This window comes from Pseudomonas sp. MUP55, assembly GCF_034043515.1.
Taxonomy (GTDB): Bacteria; Pseudomonadota; Gammaproteobacteria; order Pseudomonadales; family Pseudomonadaceae; genus Aquipseudomonas.
Genome location: NZ_CP138214.1, coordinates 5,103,080 through 5,120,850 on the forward strand (window position 1 = coordinate 5,103,080; position 17,771 = coordinate 5,120,850).

Sequence of the window (17,771 nt, forward strand, 5' to 3'; positions counted from 1 at the left end):
TCAGAGCACCTTGTCGAGGGTGATCGGAAATTCCCTTACCCGCTTGCCGGTGGCGTGATAAATCGCGTTCGCCACCGCTGCCGCAACCCCGACAATGCCGATTTCGCCGACGCCCTTGGACCCCAGCGCATTGACCACTTCGTCGTGCTCTTCGACAAACACCACATCAATCTCACCGATATCGGCGTTCACCGGGACGTGATACTCGGCCAGGCTGTGGTTCATATAGCGGCCCAGCTGATGGTCAATCTGGGTCTCTTCGTGCAGCGCCATGCCAATGCCCCACACCACCCCGCCGAGGATCTGGCTGCGCGCCATTTTCGGGTTAACCACGCGCCCGGCCGCAATCGCGCTGACCACGCGGCTGACCTTGATGGTGCCAAGGTCCTCATCCACCCGTACTTCGACGAATACCGCCGAGTGGGTGGCGGTGGCATAGCCTTCGCGCTTCTTGTCGGGCTCGCTGTCGACCTGCACCTCCAGCGCGTCTTCACCGCTGTCCTTGACCAACTGGGCCAACGACACACTCACGTCGCCGGTATGCAACTGGCCGCCTTCGAACCGAACGGTTTGAGCATCCTTGAACACCGGATACACCTGCCGAGCGGTCGCCAGCAGCTTGGCATTGAGCGCCTCACAGGCCTGTTGCACGGCGGTGCCGACGGAAGACACGGTAAACGAGCCGCCCTGCAGCGGCGCCGTGGGCAAGGATGAATCGCCCAGCAGAAAGCTGACGTCAGCCATCGCCACGCCACTGGCCTGAGCGGCGATCTGGGTCATCACGGTGTAAGTGCCCGTGCCGATATCAGTGGTGGCGCTGCTGACGGTGAGTTTGCCCTGTGTATCGATGCGCGCCCTGGCGCTGGCTTTCATCTGCATGGCTTCCCACACGCCACCGGCCATGCCCCAGCCGATCAACTGGCGACCATCGCGCATGCTGCGCGGTTCGGGGTTGCGCTGGCTCCAGCCAAAACGCTCGGCGCCTTCGCTGTAACACTCGCGCAGGGCTTTGCTTGACCAGGGTTTGTCTTCGTTCTGGTTACGCTCGGCGTAGTTGATCAGGCGCAGTTGCACCGGGTCGATGGCCAGCGCACAGGCCAGTTCGTCCATCGCACACTCAAGGCCCAGCACGCCCAGGGCGGCGCCGGGGGCGCGCATGTCCAGCGGGGTGTAGACGTCCAGCGGCACCAGTTTGTAGGTCAACTGCACGTTATCGCAGTGGTAGAGCATGCCGCTCCATTCCACCACGTGTTCGCTGAAATCCTCGAAGCGTGAGGTCTGGCCAACCGCGGTGTGCCCCAGGGCCAGCAGGCGCCCATTGGCGGCGGCGCCCATTTGCAAGCGCTGCAGGGTGCGCGGGCGGTAGCCGAAAGTGAACATCTGCTGGCGGGTCAGGGTCACGCGCACCGAGCGTTTAAGCGCCAGCGAGGCCATCACCGCCAGCGGCAGTTGGTACTGCGGGCGCAGGCCTGAACCAAAGGCGCCACCGACGAACGCGGCGAAGACGCGCACCTGGCTTTTGTCCAGGCCGAACACTTTTTGCACATAGGCCTGGCAGTTCTGCGGGCCCTGGGTCTTGTCGTGGATATGCAGGGTGCCGTCGGGCTGGTACAGCACGGTACTGGCGTGAGGCTCCATCGGGTTGTGGTGTTCGATGGGCGTGCTGTAGTGCAAGTCGAGGCTGATGGCGGCACCGGCCCACTCGGCCTGGAAGTTGCCACGCGGTCCGGGCGGTGTCTGGGGCGAAGGGTGGGCCAGTTCCTGCTGGGTGATCAGGTCCGTTTCGAAGGCTTCGGCCGCGTATTCGATGTCGACCAGCGAGCCGGCATGCCGCGCCAATTCCAGGTTATCGGCCAGCACCAGGGCCAGGGGTTGGCCGCTGTAGAGCACGCGGTCGTTGTACAGCGGACGAAACGGCGAACCGTCGGCGGCGTCCGCATCGGCGAAGGCATCGTCATAGCTGGCGATTTTCGGGCGGTTGAGATGATCGATCACCGCCACCACGCCCGGCAGCGCCAGGGCCCGGGAGGCATCGATGCGAATGACCCGACCTTTGGCGATCGTGCTCGACACCACGCTGCCATGCAGCAGGCCGTCCTCGGGAAATTCACCGGCATAGCGCGCTTGGCCGGTGACCTTGAGCAGACCGTCGACACGGTCCAGGGGTTTGCCGACGGCGCTCATGGCTGTTCTCCTGCGACCGCAGCGTCGCTCAGTGCACGAATGACTGCGCGGCGCGCCAGCTTGATCTTGAAACCGTTGTATTGCAGCGGCTCGGCATCTTGCAGCAGGGCTTCGGCGGCGTCACTGAAGGTTTCGCGGCTGACCGTGCGGCCTATCAGCGAAGCCTCCACCGCGCGGTCGCGCCAGGGTTTGTGGGCCACACCGCCGAGGGCCAGGCGGGCGTCGATGATCTCGTCGCCGTCCAGCTCAAGGGCAGCGGCAACCGACACCAGCGCGAAGGCATAGGAAGCACGGTCGCGGATTTTCAGGTAATGGCTGTGGCGGGCCAGGTTGTCGGCGGGCAATTCAATGGCGGTGATCAGCTCGTCGTCGGCCAACTGGTTGTCGCGTTGCGGCGCATCCCCGGGCAGGCGGTGGAAGTCGGCAAACTCGATCACCCGCGCCCCGCCGCGCCCTTCGACATGCACCCGCGCCTCCAGCGCCGCCAGGGCCACGCACATGTCCGAGGGATGGGTGGCGACGCACTGCTCGCTGGCGCCGAGGATCGCATGGATGCGGTTCAAGCCGGTGCGCGCCGGGCAGCCGCTGCCGGGCTCGCGCTTGTTGCACGGCACCGTGGCGTCATAAAAGTAGTAGCAACGGGTGCGTTGCAGCAGGTTGCCACCGGTACTGGCCATGTTGCGCAACTGCGGCGAGGCCCCGGCAAGAATGGCCTGGGACAGCAACGGGTAGCGTTGCTCGATGAGCGGGTGCCACGCCAGGTCGGCATTGCTCACCAGCGCGCCGATGCGCAGGCCGCCTTCGGCGGTTTCTTCGATGGCATTGAGCGGCAACCCAGTGATATCGATCAGGTGCTCGGGGCGGCTGATGTTCTCTTTCATCAGGTCCAACAGGTTGGTGCCCCCGGCAATGAAACGCGATGCCGCGCTGCTCAAATGCACGGCTTCGTGCACATCGGCCGGTTTGCTGTAATGGAAGGGGTTCATCGTTTGCCTCCCAGGTTGCTGCAGGCCGGCAATGCTTCTTCAACCGCCGCGCGGATATTGTTGTAGGCACCGCAGCGGCACAGGTTGCCGCTCATCAATTCCTGGATTTGTGCGCTATCGTGGGCGCGGCCTTCGTTGGCCAGGCCGACAGCCGAACAGATCTGGCCGGGGGTGCAGTAGCCGCACTGGAAGGCGTCGTGCTTGATAAAGGCTTGCTGCATCGGGTGCAGCTGGTCGCCGTCGGCCAGGCCTTCGATGGTGGTCAGCTCGCTGCCGTCGCACATCACGGCCAGGGTCAGGCAGGCGTTTACGCGTTTGCCGTCGCGCAAGACGGTGCAAGCGCCGCATTGGCCGTGGTCGCAGCCTTTTTTGCTGCCGACCAGGTCCAACTGTTCACGCAGCAAGTCGAGCAAGGTGGTCCAGGGCAACACACTCAATTGGCGATCCTGGCCATTCAGGGTCAAGCGTATCGGGTGGGCAACGAACGGCTGGGCCGCTGCGCCATTGGGGGTCGCGCTCATAAACACCTCACGGGTTGGTACATCCGCGGCGTTCAGGAAAATCGCCGTCTCAGGGGTACGACTTCCCGGGGTTTTGAGCGTTCAAGCCAATTGATCAGCGGATATTGAACTGGGCTTTCAAGGTGTTCTGCGGGGGGTTGATCGAGGTATTGGTGAATTCGAACCAGCCCTGGGCTTGCACGTTCAGGTCAAACACATAGATGTAGCCGATCAGCGTGCCCACGCCGTTGCAGGCCTCACTGATGTTTCCCACCTGGCACACCGCCGTGCGTTGCCCGTTCAACTCGGCGCCATTGAAACGGCCCATGGGGCTATTGCCCAGGCCGACCTCCATTACGGAGACCTTGGTAGGCCCACGGTGCTCGCACATCTGGGTGGTCTGCACACGTTCCGGGATGGTCTCGCTGCACTTGGCCGATTCGACCTTGAACACCCGCACCTCGCTCAAGGCCGGTGCAGCCGCGCCCCACACCGGTGCCGCGCCGAGCCACAGGCCCAGACAGGGGATCAGAGCTAGACTCCACACATTGGCTTTTTTCATGCTGTCGATGACCTGCTGTTAAACGTCGGCGCAGTATGCCTCAAGGCCATGCGCCACACAGCCTCGGCTGCTGGTATGATGCGCCGCTTTTTCCGATCCTCTCTGAAACCACAAGCGCTTGGCGCAGTTTGTGCTTTGACTTAGAGGTCAACAAATCACGACGCAAGATAGCGTCACAGGGAGCCGGCATGCTGGAAAAGCTGTTTCAACTCAAAGCCCACAACACCAACGTGCGCACCGAGATTCTCGCGGGTATCACGACGTTCCTGGCCATGGCCTACATCCTGTTCGTGAACCCGAGCATCCTCGGCGAAACCGGCATGGACAAAGGCGCGGTGTTCGTCGCGACCTGCCTGGCGGCGGCCATCGGTTCGACCGTGATGGGCCTGATCGCCAACTACCCGATCGCCCTGGCGCCGGGCATGGGCCTCAATGCCTTCTTCACCTACACCGTGGTCCTGCACATGGGCCATACCTGGCAGGTGGCATTGGGCGCGGTGTTCATTTCGGCGGTGCTGTTCTTCCTGCTGTCGATCTTTCGTATCCGTGAGTGGATCATCAACAGCATCCCCCTGCCCCTGCGTTCGGCCATTGCCGCCGGTATCGGCCTGTTCCTGGCACTGATCGCCCTGCACAACGCCGGTATCGTGGTGAGCAACCCGGCCACCATGGTCGGCCTGGGTGACCTGAAACAACCCGCGCCAATCCTGGCTACCCTCGGTTTCGCGCTGATCGTGGCGCTGGAAGCCCTGGCCGTGCGCGGTGCCGTGCTGATCGGCATCCTGGCGGTTACCATCGTGTCCATCGTCATGGGCTTCACCCCGTTTGGCGGCGTGACCTCGATGCCGCCGTCCCTGGCCCCGACCTTCCTGCAACTGGACATCAAGGGCGCGCTGGACATCGGCCTGGTCAGCGTGATCTTCGCGTTCCTGTTCGTCGACCTGTTCGACAACTCCGGCACCCTGATCGGCGTGGCCAAGCGCGCCGGGCTGATGGGCAAGGACGGCCATATGCCGAAAATGGGCCGTGCGCTGATCGCCGACAGTACGGCGGCCATGGCCGGTTCCCTGCTGGGCACCTCGACCACCACCAGCTACATCGAATCCGCAGCCGGCGTGAGCGCCGGGGGCCGTACCGGCTTGACCGCCATCGTGGTCGCGATCCTGTTTCTGCTGGCGCTGTTCTTCTCGCCACTGGCGGCCAGCGTGCCGGCCTTCGCCACCGCGCCGGCGCTGCTGTTCGTGGCCGTGCTGATGACATCGGGCCTGGCTGAAATCGACTGGGACGACATTACTGTGGCAGCGCCGGTGGTGATCACCGCCCTGGCGATGCCCTTCACTTACTCCATCGCCAACGGCATCGCCTTCGGTTTCATCGCCTGGACCGCCATCAAGCTGCTTTCGGGCCGCTACCGTGAGCTGAACCCGGCACTGGTGATTCTGTCGATTCTGTTCGTGATCAAGCTGGGCTGGTTCAACGCATGACTTTCGACGCCGCACGCTACACCGCTCAACTGCAAGACAAGGTCACGCGCCTGCGTGACCTGCTGGCACCCTTCGATGCGCCCGAGCCGCAGGTCTTTGACTCGCCGCTGCAGCACTTTCGCCTGCGCGCCGAGTTCCGCCTGTGGCGCGAAGGCGGGGATCGCCACTACGCGATGTTCGCCCAGGACGACAAGCGCACGCCGATCCTGATCGAAGAGTTCCCCATCGCCAGCCAGCGCATCAACCAGTTGATGCCCCAGCTCAAGGCCGCCTGGCAAGCCAGCGCAGCCCTGAGCCACAAACTGTTTCAGGTGGAGTTCCTCACCACGCTGGCCGGTGATGCGATGATCACCCTGTGCTATCACCGCCCGCTGGATGAGCACTGGCACACCGCCGCCAACCAGCTGGCGACCGAGCTGAACGTGAGCATCATCGGCCGCTCCAAGGGCAAGCGCGATGTGATCGGTCACGACTACGTGGTGGAAAAACTCGACGTGGGCGGCCGCACCTTCAGCTACCGCCAACCCGAAGGCGCTTTCACCCAGCCCAACGGCACGGTGAACCAGAAGATGCTCAACTGGGCGTACGACGCCCTGGGTGATCGCCCGGATGACCTGCTGGAGCTGTACTGCGGCAACGGCAACTTCACCCTGCCGCTGGCAACCCGCGTGCGTAACGTGCTGGCCACCGAAATCAGCAAGACGTCGGTCAATGCTGCCTTGAGCAACCTCGATGAAAATGCCGTGGGCAACGTCACCCTGGTGCGTCTGTCTGCCGAAGAACTCACCGAGGCGCTCAATGAAGTGCGCCCGTTCCGCCGCCTGCAGGGCATCGACCTGAAAAGCTACGAATTCGGCAGCGTATTCGTCGACCCGCCCCGTGCCGGCATGGACCCGGACACCTGCGAACTCACCCGGCGTTTCGACAACATCCTGTACATCTCCTGCAACCCGGAAACACTGGCGGCGAACATTGCGCAGTTGCACGACACGCACCGCATTACCCAGTGCGCAATGTTTGACCAGTTTCCGTGGACCCACCATATGGAATCGGGTGTGTTGCTGACCCGCCGATAAAATCTGTCAGGCATCAAAAGATTAGTGACGACGAACAACCCGGCGAACGCCGGGTTGTAACCACTCGTGCCAACGGCTAGGTAAACTCAGGCCGCGCCCGACAATCGTGTTCACACTGCAACCCGAGCAACACTTCATCAGAAGCAGTCCCGCTGATTAACGGTTCGATAATCGAACAAGTCCAGCGACTTCATTTGACCAAACTAACCATTCAGTACATTTTATCTCCACAACTTATAAGAACTGTGGAGATACACCTGATGCCACCCATTGTGCTGGTGCTCAACGGCCCCAATCTCAACCTGCTCGGTACCCGCGAGCCCGCCACTTATGGCCATGAAACCCTGGCCGACATCGCGGCCCTGTGTGGTCGCAGCGCGGAAACATTCGGGCTGACCATCGAATTTCGCCAGACCAACCATGAAGGCGAACTGCTCGACTGGATCCACGCCGCCCGTGGCCGTTGCGCCGGGATCGTGATCAACCCGGCGGCCTGGACCCACACATCGGTGGCGATACGCGATGCGCTGGTGGCCAGCGAAGTGCCGGTGATCGAAGTGCACTTATCCAACGTGCATGCCCGTGAGGCGTTTCGTCATCACTCGTTTGTGTCGCCCGTCGCCAAGGCGGTGTTGGCCGGGTTTGGCAGCCATGGCTATCACTTGGCCCTGGAACACTTCAGCCACTCGTTGAGAGGGTGCGCCTGATGAAACCCCGCGTTCTCGCCGGCCTGATCGGCGCCGGCATCCAGGCTTCTCGCACGCCCGCCCTGCATGAGCAGGAAGGCGACGCCCAGGGCCTGCGTTATCTCTACCGCCTGATCGACCTGGAAGCGCTGCGCCTGGACATCCACGCCCTGCCCGACCTGCTGCGTTGCGCCGAACAGATGCACTTCACGGGTTTGAACATCACTTACCCGTGTAAACAGGCGATTCTGCCGTTGCTGGATGAATTGTCCGACGAGGCGAAGGGCATTGGCGCGGTCAACACCGTGGTGTTCAAGGACGGCAAGCGCATCGGCCATAACACCGACTGCCTGGGGTTTGCCGAAGGATTCCGGCGCAACTTGAATGATGTGCCACGCCAGCGCGTGGTGCAGATGGGCGCCGGCGGTGCGGGCGCGGCGGTGGCGCATGCGCTGCTGGCCGAAGGTGTGGAGCACTTGAGTATTTTCGACGTGGACACCCACCGTGCCCGCGAGCTTGTGGATAACCTCGCCCAGCGTTTTGGTGCCGGTCGTGCCCAGGTCGGCAGCGACTTGGCCAACGCCATGGCCGAGACCGATGGCCTGGTCAATACCACCCCGATGGGCATGGCCAAGCTACCCGGCACACCGGTGCCCGCCGCGCTACTACATGCAGGGCTGTGGGTGGCGGAAATCGTGTACTTCCCGCTGGAAACCGAACTGCTGCGCGACGCCCGCGCCCTGGGTTGCCGTACCTTGGATGGCGGCAATATGGCGGTGTTTCAGGCGGTGAAGGCGTTTGAGCTGTTCAGCGGGGAAGCGGCAGATGCCGGCAGGATGCTTGCGCATTTCCAGCGTATGGAGATCTGACTGAAAAAAACACAGTTCAAATGTGGGAGCAACTGTCTTATTGGATTCAATTCAGAAGTCATTTTCATAGGCAGCAAAGCTCCCACAGCTTAGGCCGTGCAATGCTGAAGGAAATTGCTGCTACCGAGCTAATCGGTGCGCTCTTTCCATTCAGTGCGGTCACGCAGCATCGCGTTCAGACGTACCAACAAAACGCGCATACAGGCGATCAACGCGACTTTGGCGCATTTCCCTTTATCACGTAGCGCCTTATATCGAGTCCCGAATTCTGGCTGGTCACGGATAACCACCCAACAGGCCATGTAAAGTGAGCGACGGGCTGAAAACCTTCCGCCACTAATATGGCGTGCACCTTTATGCCTTCCGCTGTCGTTGTTGTACGGAGCGAGGCCCGCTAGTGCCGCGATAGGGCGCCCTCCAATCTCTCCCAGCTCAGGCAGGTAAGCCATAAGACTGGTGGCAGTAACCAGCCCGATTCCTTTGACTGAACACAGTCGAGCCACCTTTTCGCTATCTAACTCGTTCGCACTTTGACGAATCAGTTGATCTATCGCCTCCAATGCCACGGTCAAATAGTCGATATGGTTCTGTAATGCAGGCTTTACCGCATCGCAGGAAGCTGTTTTCAGGCGTCGTCTGTCGTCATCTCTTTGCTGAACAAAATGCTCCCGCTGCTGGACCAACGCGCGCAGCTTATCGTGCTCCGGGCTTGTAACTCGGGCGCTTGGCGAGTCTAGAACAGCTGCATAGTGCGCAAGAGACTTTGCGTCTATCGGGTCGGTTTTGGCTTGTTTGCCCATCGCCCTGGAAAAACTCTTGGCTCGGTGCGGATTGATGCAGATGACATCAAGGCCCGCAGCCTGAAGCGCCTTCATGACTTTGCGCTCATAACCGCCAGTAGCCTCCAATACCACGCGACCAACCTGGTGAAGCAATAGCCACCCAATCAACCCAGGGAAATCTTCTTCGGCGTTAGCGCAATTTACCCCAACGTCAACCTGATTAACTCGAGCCTCAAGGCTGTCCTTGGAAACATCAATACCTGCTGGATAGGAAAACATAGCCAAATCCTCTTACACTTAATGTGAGAGCGCTCTGGCTTGGCCCACGCTTGTAACTGTTCGAGGTGGGCTCGTTCAACTGTTCGGGCTCATGTCCAGAGCGGAGAGGTGAGTAGCAGCGTGGGCTCCCACACGTGCTTTAAGCACTCGGGGCATTCAGCTTGCTACTCACCGCTCTCACCCTCAGTCTAATCCTGGCTCAAGACACAAGGGGGCTTGCCCCCGATAGCGGTGGGTCAGTAGCAGATGCATTGCCTGACACTCAGCTATCGGGGGCAAGCCCCCTCCCACAGGATTCGCATTTCTACTCTGGAACTGTGAATGATCAGGCTTGCAGGTAACGCAGCACCGACTCGCAAATCATCTCGCGGTGCCGCTGCTTGATCGCCTCATCCGACAATTCGATCTGAAAAATCTCGCTGAAGGTATGCCGGTTGGATACACGGTAAAAGCTGAACGAGTTGATCAGCAGGTGCACATCCAGCGGCTCCAACCCTTCGCGAAACAGCCCCATTTCGGCGCCGCGACGCAGCGTCTCACCGAGCCCCTCAAGAATTTTGCTGTTCATGTCCTTGATCGTGCTGGTGCGTTTGACGTACTCGGCATTGTGGATATTTTCGATGCTGACAATGCGCACGAAATCCACATTCTGGTCATGATGATCGAAGGTGAACTCCACCAGCCGGCGGATCGCTTCGCGCGGTTCCAAGGCCGTGAGGTTCATGCGGGTTTCGGTGTTGCGAATGTCGCCGTAGAGCTTCTCCAGCACCTCGACGTAGAGCTGCTCTTTGCTGCCGAAGTAGTAATAGATCATGCGCTTGGAGGTGTGGATGCGCTCGGCGATGGCGTCCACGCGGGCCCCGGACAGGCCTTGCTGAACAAACTCGACAATGGCTTCCTGGAGGATATTCTCGCGGGTCTTTTCCGGATTGTTCTTGCGACTCTTGCGCGGTGCGTCTGACACGGCAGAGAGATCGGGGGTCGGGGTCATGGTGCGCTCACGGCGTTTTTATGCAGGCCCGATTATGGGCCGAGGTGCTTCCCGAAGGAAGCACCTGGCCGCCGTTTTACCCGCTCCTCGGTGGTGCCTCGGAGGCCGCCATCGGGGGCAAGCCCCCTCCCACACTTTTGACGGTGTTCGCCGCTTAAATGAGGGAAGGATTTATAGACGTGCCTGGCGCACTGCGCCGCTACGCGACTTGGCCATCGCCGCCAAACGCACCGCCACGTTGGCCGCGCCATAACCGGCATAGCCGTTCTTGCGCTGGATGATTTCAAAGAAAAACCGACCCTCGAAGGCTTCGGTGTAGACATGAAACAGCTCACCGCCCTGGGCGTCGCGGTCGTACAGCACGTTGTAGTACGCCAGTTCGCTGAGGAATTCGTCGTCGAAATCAAAACGCGCGGCCAGGTCGTCGTAGTAATTGAGCGGGATGTCCAACAGCGGCACCCCGGCGTCCTTGGCGCGGCGCACCTCGGCGAAAATGTCCGCGCAGTCGAAGGCAATGTGGTGCACGCCCGAGCCGCGATAGCTTGAAAGCGCGTGGGAAATCGCCGTGTTGCGGTTCTCGGAAATATTCAGCGGCAGGCGGATCGAGCTGCAGCGGCTGCGCAGTGCGCGGCTTTTCACCAAACCGTAAGGGTCGGGCAGCACCACTTCGTCATCGGCTTCGAAATCCAGCAGGCTTTTGTAGAACAGCACCCAGCTGTCGAGGCTGTCGGCCGGCAGGGCCATGGCCATATGGTCGATGCGCAGCAAACCGCCGCTGGCGGCGGCCGCGGGTTGCAGGTTGAAATCGGTGTCGTAGAGCCCGCCTTCGCTGGGGTCCACCAGGTAAATCAGGCTGCCATCGGGTGCACGCACTGCAGCCAACTCCAGCTCGTTGGGCCCCACCAGGCCACGATAGGGCTGGCCCTTGTAGGCCACCGCTCGTTCCAATGCCTTGCTGCTGTCCTTGACCCGCATCGCCATGGCGCACAACGACGGCCCATGGGCCTCGAAAAAGTTGTGTGCGAAGGAATAGGGTTCGCAATTGAGGATCAGGTTGATATCGCCCTGGCGCAACAAGCTCACGTTCTTGGAACGATGCTGGCCGGCCTTGGCAAAACCCAGGCGCTCCAGCCAATGGGTCAGCTTGGCGCCGAGGCTTTCATCCACCGCGAATTCGAGGAATTCAATGCCATCGTATTCGCTGGCCGCCGGGGTCTCGAACAGGATGTCCACGGGCGTGGCCGGTTGCTGCGCGGCCAGGCGCTGGCGGGTTTTCTCCTCCAGGTACAACAGCGAGCGCAAACCATCGGCCGCATTGGCCCGCGTCGGCGCGGCGCGAAAGCCGTCGTTGAAAATTTCCAGGGACAAGGGCCCGGTGTAGCCACTCTTGATGATCGGCGCGAGAAACCCCGCCAGGTCGAATTCGCCCTGGCCTGGGAAGCAGCGGAAATGCCGGCTCCACTCCAGCACGTCCATGGCCAGGATCGGCGCGTCGGCCATTTGCACAAAGAAGATCTTGTCGCCGGGGATCTCGGCGATGCCGCTCGGGTCGCCCTTGAGCGACAAGGTGTGGAAACTGTCGAGCAGCACGCCCAGGCTTGGATGATCCACCTGACGCACCAGGTTCCACACCTGCTGCCAGGTGTTCACGTGCTTGCCCCAGGCCAGCGCTTCATAGCCGATTCTCAAGCCACGGCGGCCCGCGTGCTCGGCCAGCAGGCTGAGGTCGTCCAGCAGGATGCGCTCATCACCCACGCAATCGGCCGAGGCATTGCTGCACACCAGCACCAGGTCGGTGCCCAGCTCCTGCATCAGGTCGAACTTGCGCTCGGCGCGTTCGAGGTTGCGCGCCAGGCGATCACGGCGGCAGCCTTCAAAGTCTCGAAACGGTTGAAACAGGGTGATGGCGATGCCCAGGTCAGCGCACATCTGCCGGACTTCACGCGGGCTGCCGTCGTAATACAGCAGGTCGTTTTCAAAGATCTCAACCCCATCAAACCCGGCGGCGGCAATGGCTTCGAGCTTTTCCGGCAGGGTGCCGCTCAACGACACGGTAGCGATGGAACGTTGCATGGGTCACTCCCGGCACTTGTTGTTTATGGCAAATTATTCGCCCCCAGCCTACACGCGGCAATTAAAATGTACGAACCGGTTAGTTTTTGGTGCGATTATCGAACACTATGCCCCTTTGCCGAATTGACGACTTTTTAACCACTGCGCACCATCGACCTTGCACCAAGACCCAGAACACACCATAAAAATTTCAAAAACGGGTACGACCTCATGCCTTCGCAAAATTCCGTCCTGGCCGCGCGCCCGGGCACACCGCACGCCGGCATCGGCGACAAGATCCGCGGCGCCCTGGCCGTGGGTAAAACCCGCTGGGGCATGCTGGCCCTGGTGTTCTTCGCCACCACCCTCAACTACATCGACCGCGCCGCCCTGGGCGTGATGCAACCGATTCTGGCCAAGGAAATGAGCTGGACGGCGATGGACTACGCCAACATCAACTTCTGGTTCCAGGTCGGCTACGCCATCGGCTTCGTGCTGCAGGGCCGCCTGATCGACCGCGTGGGCGTCAAGCGTGTGTTTTTCTGCGCGGTGCTGCTGTGGAGCCTGGCCACCGGCGCCCACGGCCTGGCCACCTCGGCGGTCGGGTTCATGGTTTGCCGGTTTATCCTCGGGCTGACCGAAGCCGCCAACTACCCGGCCTGCGTGAAGACCACACGCCTGTGGTTCCCGGCCGGCGAGCGCGCCGTGGCGACGGGCATCTTCAACGCCGGCACCAACGTCGGCGCGATGATGACGCCCATGCTGCTGCCCTTGATCCTGCACGTGTGGGGCTGGCAGGCGGCGTTCCTGTGCATGTCGGCGCTCGGTGCTATCTGGCTGGTGTTCTGGGGTTTGAAGTACTACAACCCGGAAGACCACCCCACCGTTAAACAATCCGAATTGGACTACGTGCAACGGGAAGTCGAGCCGGAACAGCCTCGCGTGCCGTTCAGCCGCATCCTGCGCATGCGCGGCACCTGGGCCTTTGCGCTGGCCTACTCGCTGACCGCTCCGGTGTTCTGGTTCTACCTGTACTGGCTGCCGCCGTTCCTGAACCAGCAATACAACCTGGGCATCAACGTGACGCAGATGGGCATTCCGCTGATCATCATCTACCTCACCGCCGACTTCGGCAGTGTGGGCGGCGGTATTCTGTCCTCGTTCCTGATCGGGCGCGGGATGAACTCGATCAAGGCGCGGCTGCTGTCGATGCTGCTGTTCGCCTGCTGCATCGTCGGCGTGATCATGGCGGCCGGTTCCAGCCAGTTGTGGGTCGCGGTATTCGCCATCTCCCTGGCCATCGGCGCGCACCAGGCCTGGACCGCCAACATCTGGAGCCTGGTCATGGACTACACGCCCAAGCACATGATGAGCACGGTGTTCGGTTTCGGCGGCATGTGCGCGGCCATCGGCGGCATGTTCATGACCCAGATCGTCGGCCACATCCTGACCGTGACCAACAACAACTACACGCTGTTGTTCACCCTGATTCCGGCGATGTATTTCATCGCGCTGGTGTGGATGTACTTCATGGCGCCCCGCAAGATTCCTACGGTAGACGCGTAATCAACGCCGCCGCTGCTGCCAGGCAGCGGCCAACCCGCTCATGCAGATTACCCCGATACCCACCACCGTGGTCATGTCGGGGGTATGGCTGAACACCAGCCAACCCAACAACCCCGCAAACACGATCTGGCAATAGCCGAACGGCGCCAGCAAGGCCGGCGCCGCAAAGCGGAATGCCTGGGTAAGCATCAAGTGCGCGGTCATCCCGCAGGTGCCCAGCGCCAGCATCATCACGCCATGCCACAGGGTTGGCACCTGCCAGAAGAACGGCACCATCGCACTCATCACCAGGGTGTTGCACAGGCCGGCAAAGAAGTTGCTGGTGGTGGGGCTGTCGTATTGGCTGAGGATGCGTGTGAGCAGTTGGTAGAAGCAGAAGAACAGCGCCGAGCACAGCGGCAGCAGCACTGCTGGCGTGAACAGCTCACCGCCCGGATGGATGATGATCACCACGCCGACAAACCCGCAGATCACCGCCAGCCACTGGCCACGCGTGACGTGCTCGCCGAGCAAGGGCACCGACAGTGCCGTCACCAGGATCGGCGCGAGGAAGTTCACCGCCGTGGCCTCCGCCAGGGGGATGTAATGCAACGCCGTGGTGAAGAACAGGCTGGTGCCCAACAGGCACAACGCCCGCACCACCTGCATGCCCGGTCGCTTGCTGCGCAGCACGCGCAGCCCCGACTGCGGCAGGAAGATCCCGGCCATCAGCAAGGTGTGCACCATGTACCGCGCCCACACCACCATCACGATCGGGTAGAACCCGGCCAGGTATTTGGACAACGCGTCGTGACTGGAGAACAGGAACGTCGCCAGCACAATCAGCAGGATGCCTTTGAACGGATGGTTGACGCCGGAAAGCGGGGTACTGACAGTCATTGAATTCTCTTGTGTGGCGAGCTGAACGCGGTGCGCTTAACCGAAGTAATCTAGCAGCCGGGCAGGCGTCTGCCCCAAGAGCATAACCAAACACCGGGCGAACAGCGCACTAAATCAGCCGATTCGAGTCCAACCCTGCACGCGCGCCCCGGCGTTGCACACTTTTTAATCAAGGCCCTGCCGCTATGAAAAAAATCCTGTTTGCCCTGTCTGCCCTTGCCCTGCTCGCGGCCTGCGACAAAACCCCGAAAGAAGCGCCCAAGCCGGCCCCCGCGTCCGTGCAGGCGACCCTGGTGCCGCAAACCCCGCCGACCGATAACTGGGTAGGCAAGTGGATTGGCGTCGAAGGCCTGAACCTGAGCATCGCCAAGGACGACAGCATCGGCCGCGGCCACTACCTGCTTACCATGCAGTACGGCCTTGATGCCGACGCTTCCGGCACGTTCAAGGGCCAGGCCACCGATGACGGCATCGCCTTCACCCGCCCGGACGGCCCGCAAGTGCTGCGCGCCGGGGATGGTGCAGCCACTGGCTTGAAATGGCTGGCAGATAAGAAAGACTGCCTGATTGTTGCCGCCGGCGAAGGCTATTGCCGCTAATTGCGACCATACTTCACCCACATTTTTGCCGGACCGTTTATCAAGAGGAATGCCCCATGCTATGGAAAAAAGGCCGACGCAGCGACAACGTGGTGGATGCCCGCGATGACAGCGGCGGCGGTGGTGGCGGTATGCGCTTCGGCGGTGGCAAGGGCCTGAGCCTGACCGCCATTGTGCTGATCGTCGGCATCGGCTGGCTTACCGGCCAGGACCCGATGCAGATCCTCGGCCAATTGACCGGCCAGATGGAGCAGGCACCGTCCGTCAGTACGCAATCGCGTCAGGCGCCTGCGGCCAACGACGAGCAGGCCGACTTCGTGCGCGCGGTGCTGGGCGATACCGAAGACACCTGGGGCCAGGTGTTCCAGGAGAACGGCCTGGCCTACAAAAACCCGAAACTGATCCTGTTCCGTGGCCGGGTGAACTCCGCCTGCGGTGGCGCCACCTCGGCCAGCGGCCCGTTCTATTGCCCGGCGGACCAGCAGGTGTATCTGGACCTGGATTTCTTCCGGGAAATGTCACAACGCTTCCAGGCCGCTGGCGACTTCGCCCAGGCGTATGTGATCGCCCACGAAGTCGGGCACCACGTACAAACCTTGCTCGGCATCTCGTCCAAGATCCAGGACGCCCGCCAGCAGGGTCGCCAGATGCAAGGCGACGGCGGCCTGCTGGTGCGCCAGGAACTGCAAGCCGACTGCTTTGCCGGCGTCTGGGCCAACCGCGCGCAGAAACGCCTGAACTGGCTGGAGCCCGGCGATATCGAAGAAGCATTGAACGCCGCCAACGCCATTGGCGATGACCGCCTGCAGCAACAGGGCCAAGGGCGCGTCGTGCCGGACTCGTTTACCCACGGCACCTCGGCCCAGCGCGTGCGCTGGTTCAAGACCGGCTTCGCCCAGGGTCAGATCTCCCAGTGCGATACCTTTGCAGCCAAGAGCCTCTAAATGAATAAACGAATGGGGTGGCTGCTGGCTTTGTTGGTGTCCTGCTCAGCGTTGGCTGGCGAACACGGTGTCAAAGTGGTCAGCCCTGATCGTTTTCACTTGGATGCGGGCGATCTCAGCCTGGGCTTGAGCCAGGATTGGCGCCAGCCGCTGCCACAGGTCACTCGCGCGCTGATCATCGTGCATGGCCGCTTGCGCAATGCGCAGACCTACCTGCAAAGCGGTATCGACGCCGCCGCCCGTGCCGAGGTGGGCGCTGATGTGCTGGTGATTGCACCGCAGTTTCTCAACCAGTCGGATATGAAGCCTAACCACCTGGATAACCAGGTGCTGCGCTGGAAAGGCAACGACTGGATGGCCGGCGAGCCGTCAATCGGTCCCGGCCAGGTCAGCTCTTTTGGCGCCCTCGACCAGATCATCAAGCACCTGGGCAACCGCACCCTGTTCCCGGCGCTCAAGGAAATCGCAGTCGCCGGGCACTCCGGTGGCGGGCAGGTGGTGCAGCGTTTCGCGGTCACCGGCCACGCGCACCCGATGCTGCAGACCGAGGGCATCCGCCTGCGCTATGTGGTGGCCAACCCATCGTCCTACGCCTACTTCAGCCCACAACGCCCGGTGAAGTTCGAGACGGCCGGTTGCCCGGGCTTCAACGACTGGAAGTACGGCATGCAAGGCCTGCCGGACTACGTCGAGGGCCAGGGCGCCGAGCAACTGGAGCAGGCCTATGTGTCGCGCGATGTCACTTACCTGCTGGGCCAGCAAGACACCAACCCCAACCATCCGGCGCTGGATAAAAGCTGCGAAGCCGAAACCCAGGGCGCCTACCGGCTGATCCGCGGGCACAACTATTTCAACTACCTCAAGCAGCGGCACCCGCAGTTGAGCCACAGGCTGGTGGAAGTACCGGGGGTGGGCCATGACGGCGACAAAATGTTCACCTCGCCCGAAGGCCAGAAAGTTCTGTTCGCGCAATAACTGCCGAAACCGGATAAAAATGTGGGAGGGGGCTTGCCCCCGATGGCGGTGTGTCATCCAGCACATATTTAGCTGACAGGCCGCTATCGGGGGCAAGCCCCCTCCCACAGTTGATCTTCATTGCTTGGGCTAGATCATCTGGCGCAATACCGTGCAATCCTCGGCATGCCAATTGATCGTTCCCACGCTCTGCGTGGGAATGCCCCTTGGGACGCTCCGCGTTCCGCCACCGCTGCCAGTTTCGGCAATTGCGCAAGCGTGACGCAGAGCGTCACGGGCTACATTCCCACGCGGGAGCGTCACTAGTGTCCGGTAAAAACTGAAGGGGGAGCTTGCTCCCCCTTGCTGTGCTTGCTT

General features: G+C 61.7%; 16 protein-coding genes. 8 read left to right on the forward strand and 8 right to left on the reverse strand.

Annotated features, from left to right (window positions below; translation table 11 throughout):
* The 4 genes from SC318_RS22955 to SC318_RS22970 all read right to left on the reverse strand — a co-directional run bounded on the left by SC318_RS22955 (position 1) and on the right by SC318_RS22970 (position 4,232).
* Positions 1-2,184: a xanthine dehydrogenase family protein molybdopterin-binding subunit gene (locus tag SC318_RS22955; protein WP_320428567.1), complete on the reverse strand. Its 2,184-nt coding sequence runs from the start codon at positions 2,182-2,184 to the stop codon at positions 1-3.
* Positions 2,181-3,170: an FAD binding domain-containing protein gene (locus SC318_RS22960; protein WP_320428568.1), complete on the reverse strand. Its 990-nt coding sequence runs from the start codon at positions 3,168-3,170 to the stop codon at positions 2,181-2,183. The genes SC318_RS22955 and SC318_RS22960 overlap by 4 nt, the downstream gene beginning before the upstream one ends.
* Complete coding sequence (locus SC318_RS22965) at positions 3,167-3,691, reverse strand: (2Fe-2S)-binding protein (protein WP_320428569.1); 525 nt, start codon at positions 3,689-3,691, stop codon at positions 3,167-3,169. Before SC318_RS22965 ends, SC318_RS22960 begins: the two co-directional genes overlap by 4 nt.
* A gap of 94 nt (positions 3,692-3,785) precedes the next feature.
* Entirely contained in the window at positions 3,786-4,232 is a 447-nt protein-coding gene (locus SC318_RS22970; protein WP_320428570.1) for a DUF4879 domain-containing protein, read from the reverse strand.
* A gap of 188 nt (positions 4,233-4,420) precedes the next feature.
* Between SC318_RS22970 and SC318_RS22975 the strand changes: the two genes are divergently transcribed.
* The 4 genes from SC318_RS22975 (at position 4,421) to SC318_RS22990 (ending at position 8,347) form a co-directional block, all read left to right on the forward strand.
* Complete coding sequence (locus SC318_RS22975) at positions 4,421-5,716, forward strand: NCS2 family permease (protein WP_034100857.1); 1,296 nt, start codon at positions 4,421-4,423, stop codon at positions 5,714-5,716.
* The gene (gene trmA, locus SC318_RS22980; RefSeq protein WP_320428571.1) at positions 5,713-6,792 is read left to right on the forward strand and encodes a tRNA (uridine(54)-C5)-methyltransferase TrmA; all 1,080 of its coding nucleotides are present in this window, start codon (positions 5,713-5,715) and stop codon (positions 6,790-6,792) included. The genes SC318_RS22975 and trmA overlap by 4 nt, the downstream gene beginning before the upstream one ends.
* A 260-nt stretch (positions 6,793-7,052) precedes the next feature.
* On the forward strand, positions 7,053-7,499 hold the full coding sequence (gene aroQ / locus SC318_RS22985; protein ID WP_320428572.1) for a type II 3-dehydroquinate dehydratase: 447 nt from the start codon (positions 7,053-7,055) through the stop codon (positions 7,497-7,499).
* Positions 7,496-8,347 (forward strand): shikimate dehydrogenase, encoded by an 852-nt coding sequence (locus SC318_RS22990; RefSeq protein ID WP_320431283.1) that lies wholly within the window; start codon positions 7,496-7,498, stop codon positions 8,345-8,347. Before aroQ ends, SC318_RS22990 begins: the two co-directional genes overlap by 4 nt.
* A 128-nt stretch (positions 8,348-8,475) precedes the next feature.
* On the opposite strand, the gene SC318_RS22995 is transcribed toward SC318_RS22990, so the two are convergent.
* From SC318_RS22995 to quiC, 3 genes are all read right to left on the reverse strand, one after another.
* Positions 8,476-9,408 (reverse strand): IS110 family transposase, encoded by a 933-nt coding sequence (locus tag SC318_RS22995; RefSeq protein ID WP_320428573.1) that lies wholly within the window; start codon positions 9,406-9,408, stop codon positions 8,476-8,478.
* Between the two features lie 325 nt (positions 9,409-9,733).
* On the reverse strand, positions 9,734-10,399 hold the full coding sequence (locus SC318_RS23000) for a TetR/AcrR family transcriptional regulator (protein WP_306494717.1): 666 nt from the start codon (positions 10,397-10,399) through the stop codon (positions 9,734-9,736).
* Between the two features lie 171 nt (positions 10,400-10,570).
* Positions 10,571-12,472: a 3-dehydroshikimate dehydratase QuiC gene (quiC, locus tag SC318_RS23005; protein ID WP_320428574.1), complete on the reverse strand. Its 1,902-nt coding sequence runs from the start codon at positions 12,470-12,472 to the stop codon at positions 10,571-10,573.
* A 210-nt stretch (positions 12,473-12,682) separates the two neighbouring features.
* Here quiC and SC318_RS23010 point away from each other — a divergent pair, with 210 nt between their 5' ends.
* Positions 12,683-14,017, forward strand: coding sequence for an MFS transporter (locus SC318_RS23010; protein WP_306494719.1), 1,335 nt, complete (start codon positions 12,683-12,685; stop codon positions 14,015-14,017).
* Here the strand turns inward: SC318_RS23010 and SC318_RS23015 are convergent, their stop codons facing one another.
* Positions 14,018-14,896 carry a DMT family transporter gene (locus SC318_RS23015; RefSeq protein WP_065935812.1) on the reverse strand — a complete coding sequence of 293 codons (879 nt, stop codon included), beginning with the start codon at positions 14,894-14,896 and terminating at the stop codon, positions 14,018-14,020.
* 185 nt (positions 14,897-15,081) lie between these two features.
* Between SC318_RS23015 and SC318_RS23020 the strand changes: the two genes are divergently transcribed.
* From SC318_RS23020 to SC318_RS23030, 3 genes are read left to right on the forward strand one after another with little or no spacing between them, the layout of a single operon-like run.
* The gene (locus SC318_RS23020; protein ID WP_320428575.1) at positions 15,082-15,495 is read left to right on the forward strand and encodes a lipoprotein; all 414 of its coding nucleotides are present in this window, start codon (positions 15,082-15,084) and stop codon (positions 15,493-15,495) included.
* 56 nt (positions 15,496-15,551) lie between these two features.
* A complete protein-coding gene (locus SC318_RS23025; RefSeq protein ID WP_320428576.1) occupies positions 15,552-16,439 on the forward strand; it encodes a KPN_02809 family neutral zinc metallopeptidase in 888 nt (295 codons plus the stop codon).
* The gene (locus SC318_RS23030) at positions 16,440-17,414 is read left to right on the forward strand and encodes an alpha/beta hydrolase (protein WP_320428577.1); all 975 of its coding nucleotides are present in this window, start codon (positions 16,440-16,442) and stop codon (positions 17,412-17,414) included.
* Positions 17,415-17,771: the final 357 nt, after the last annotated feature.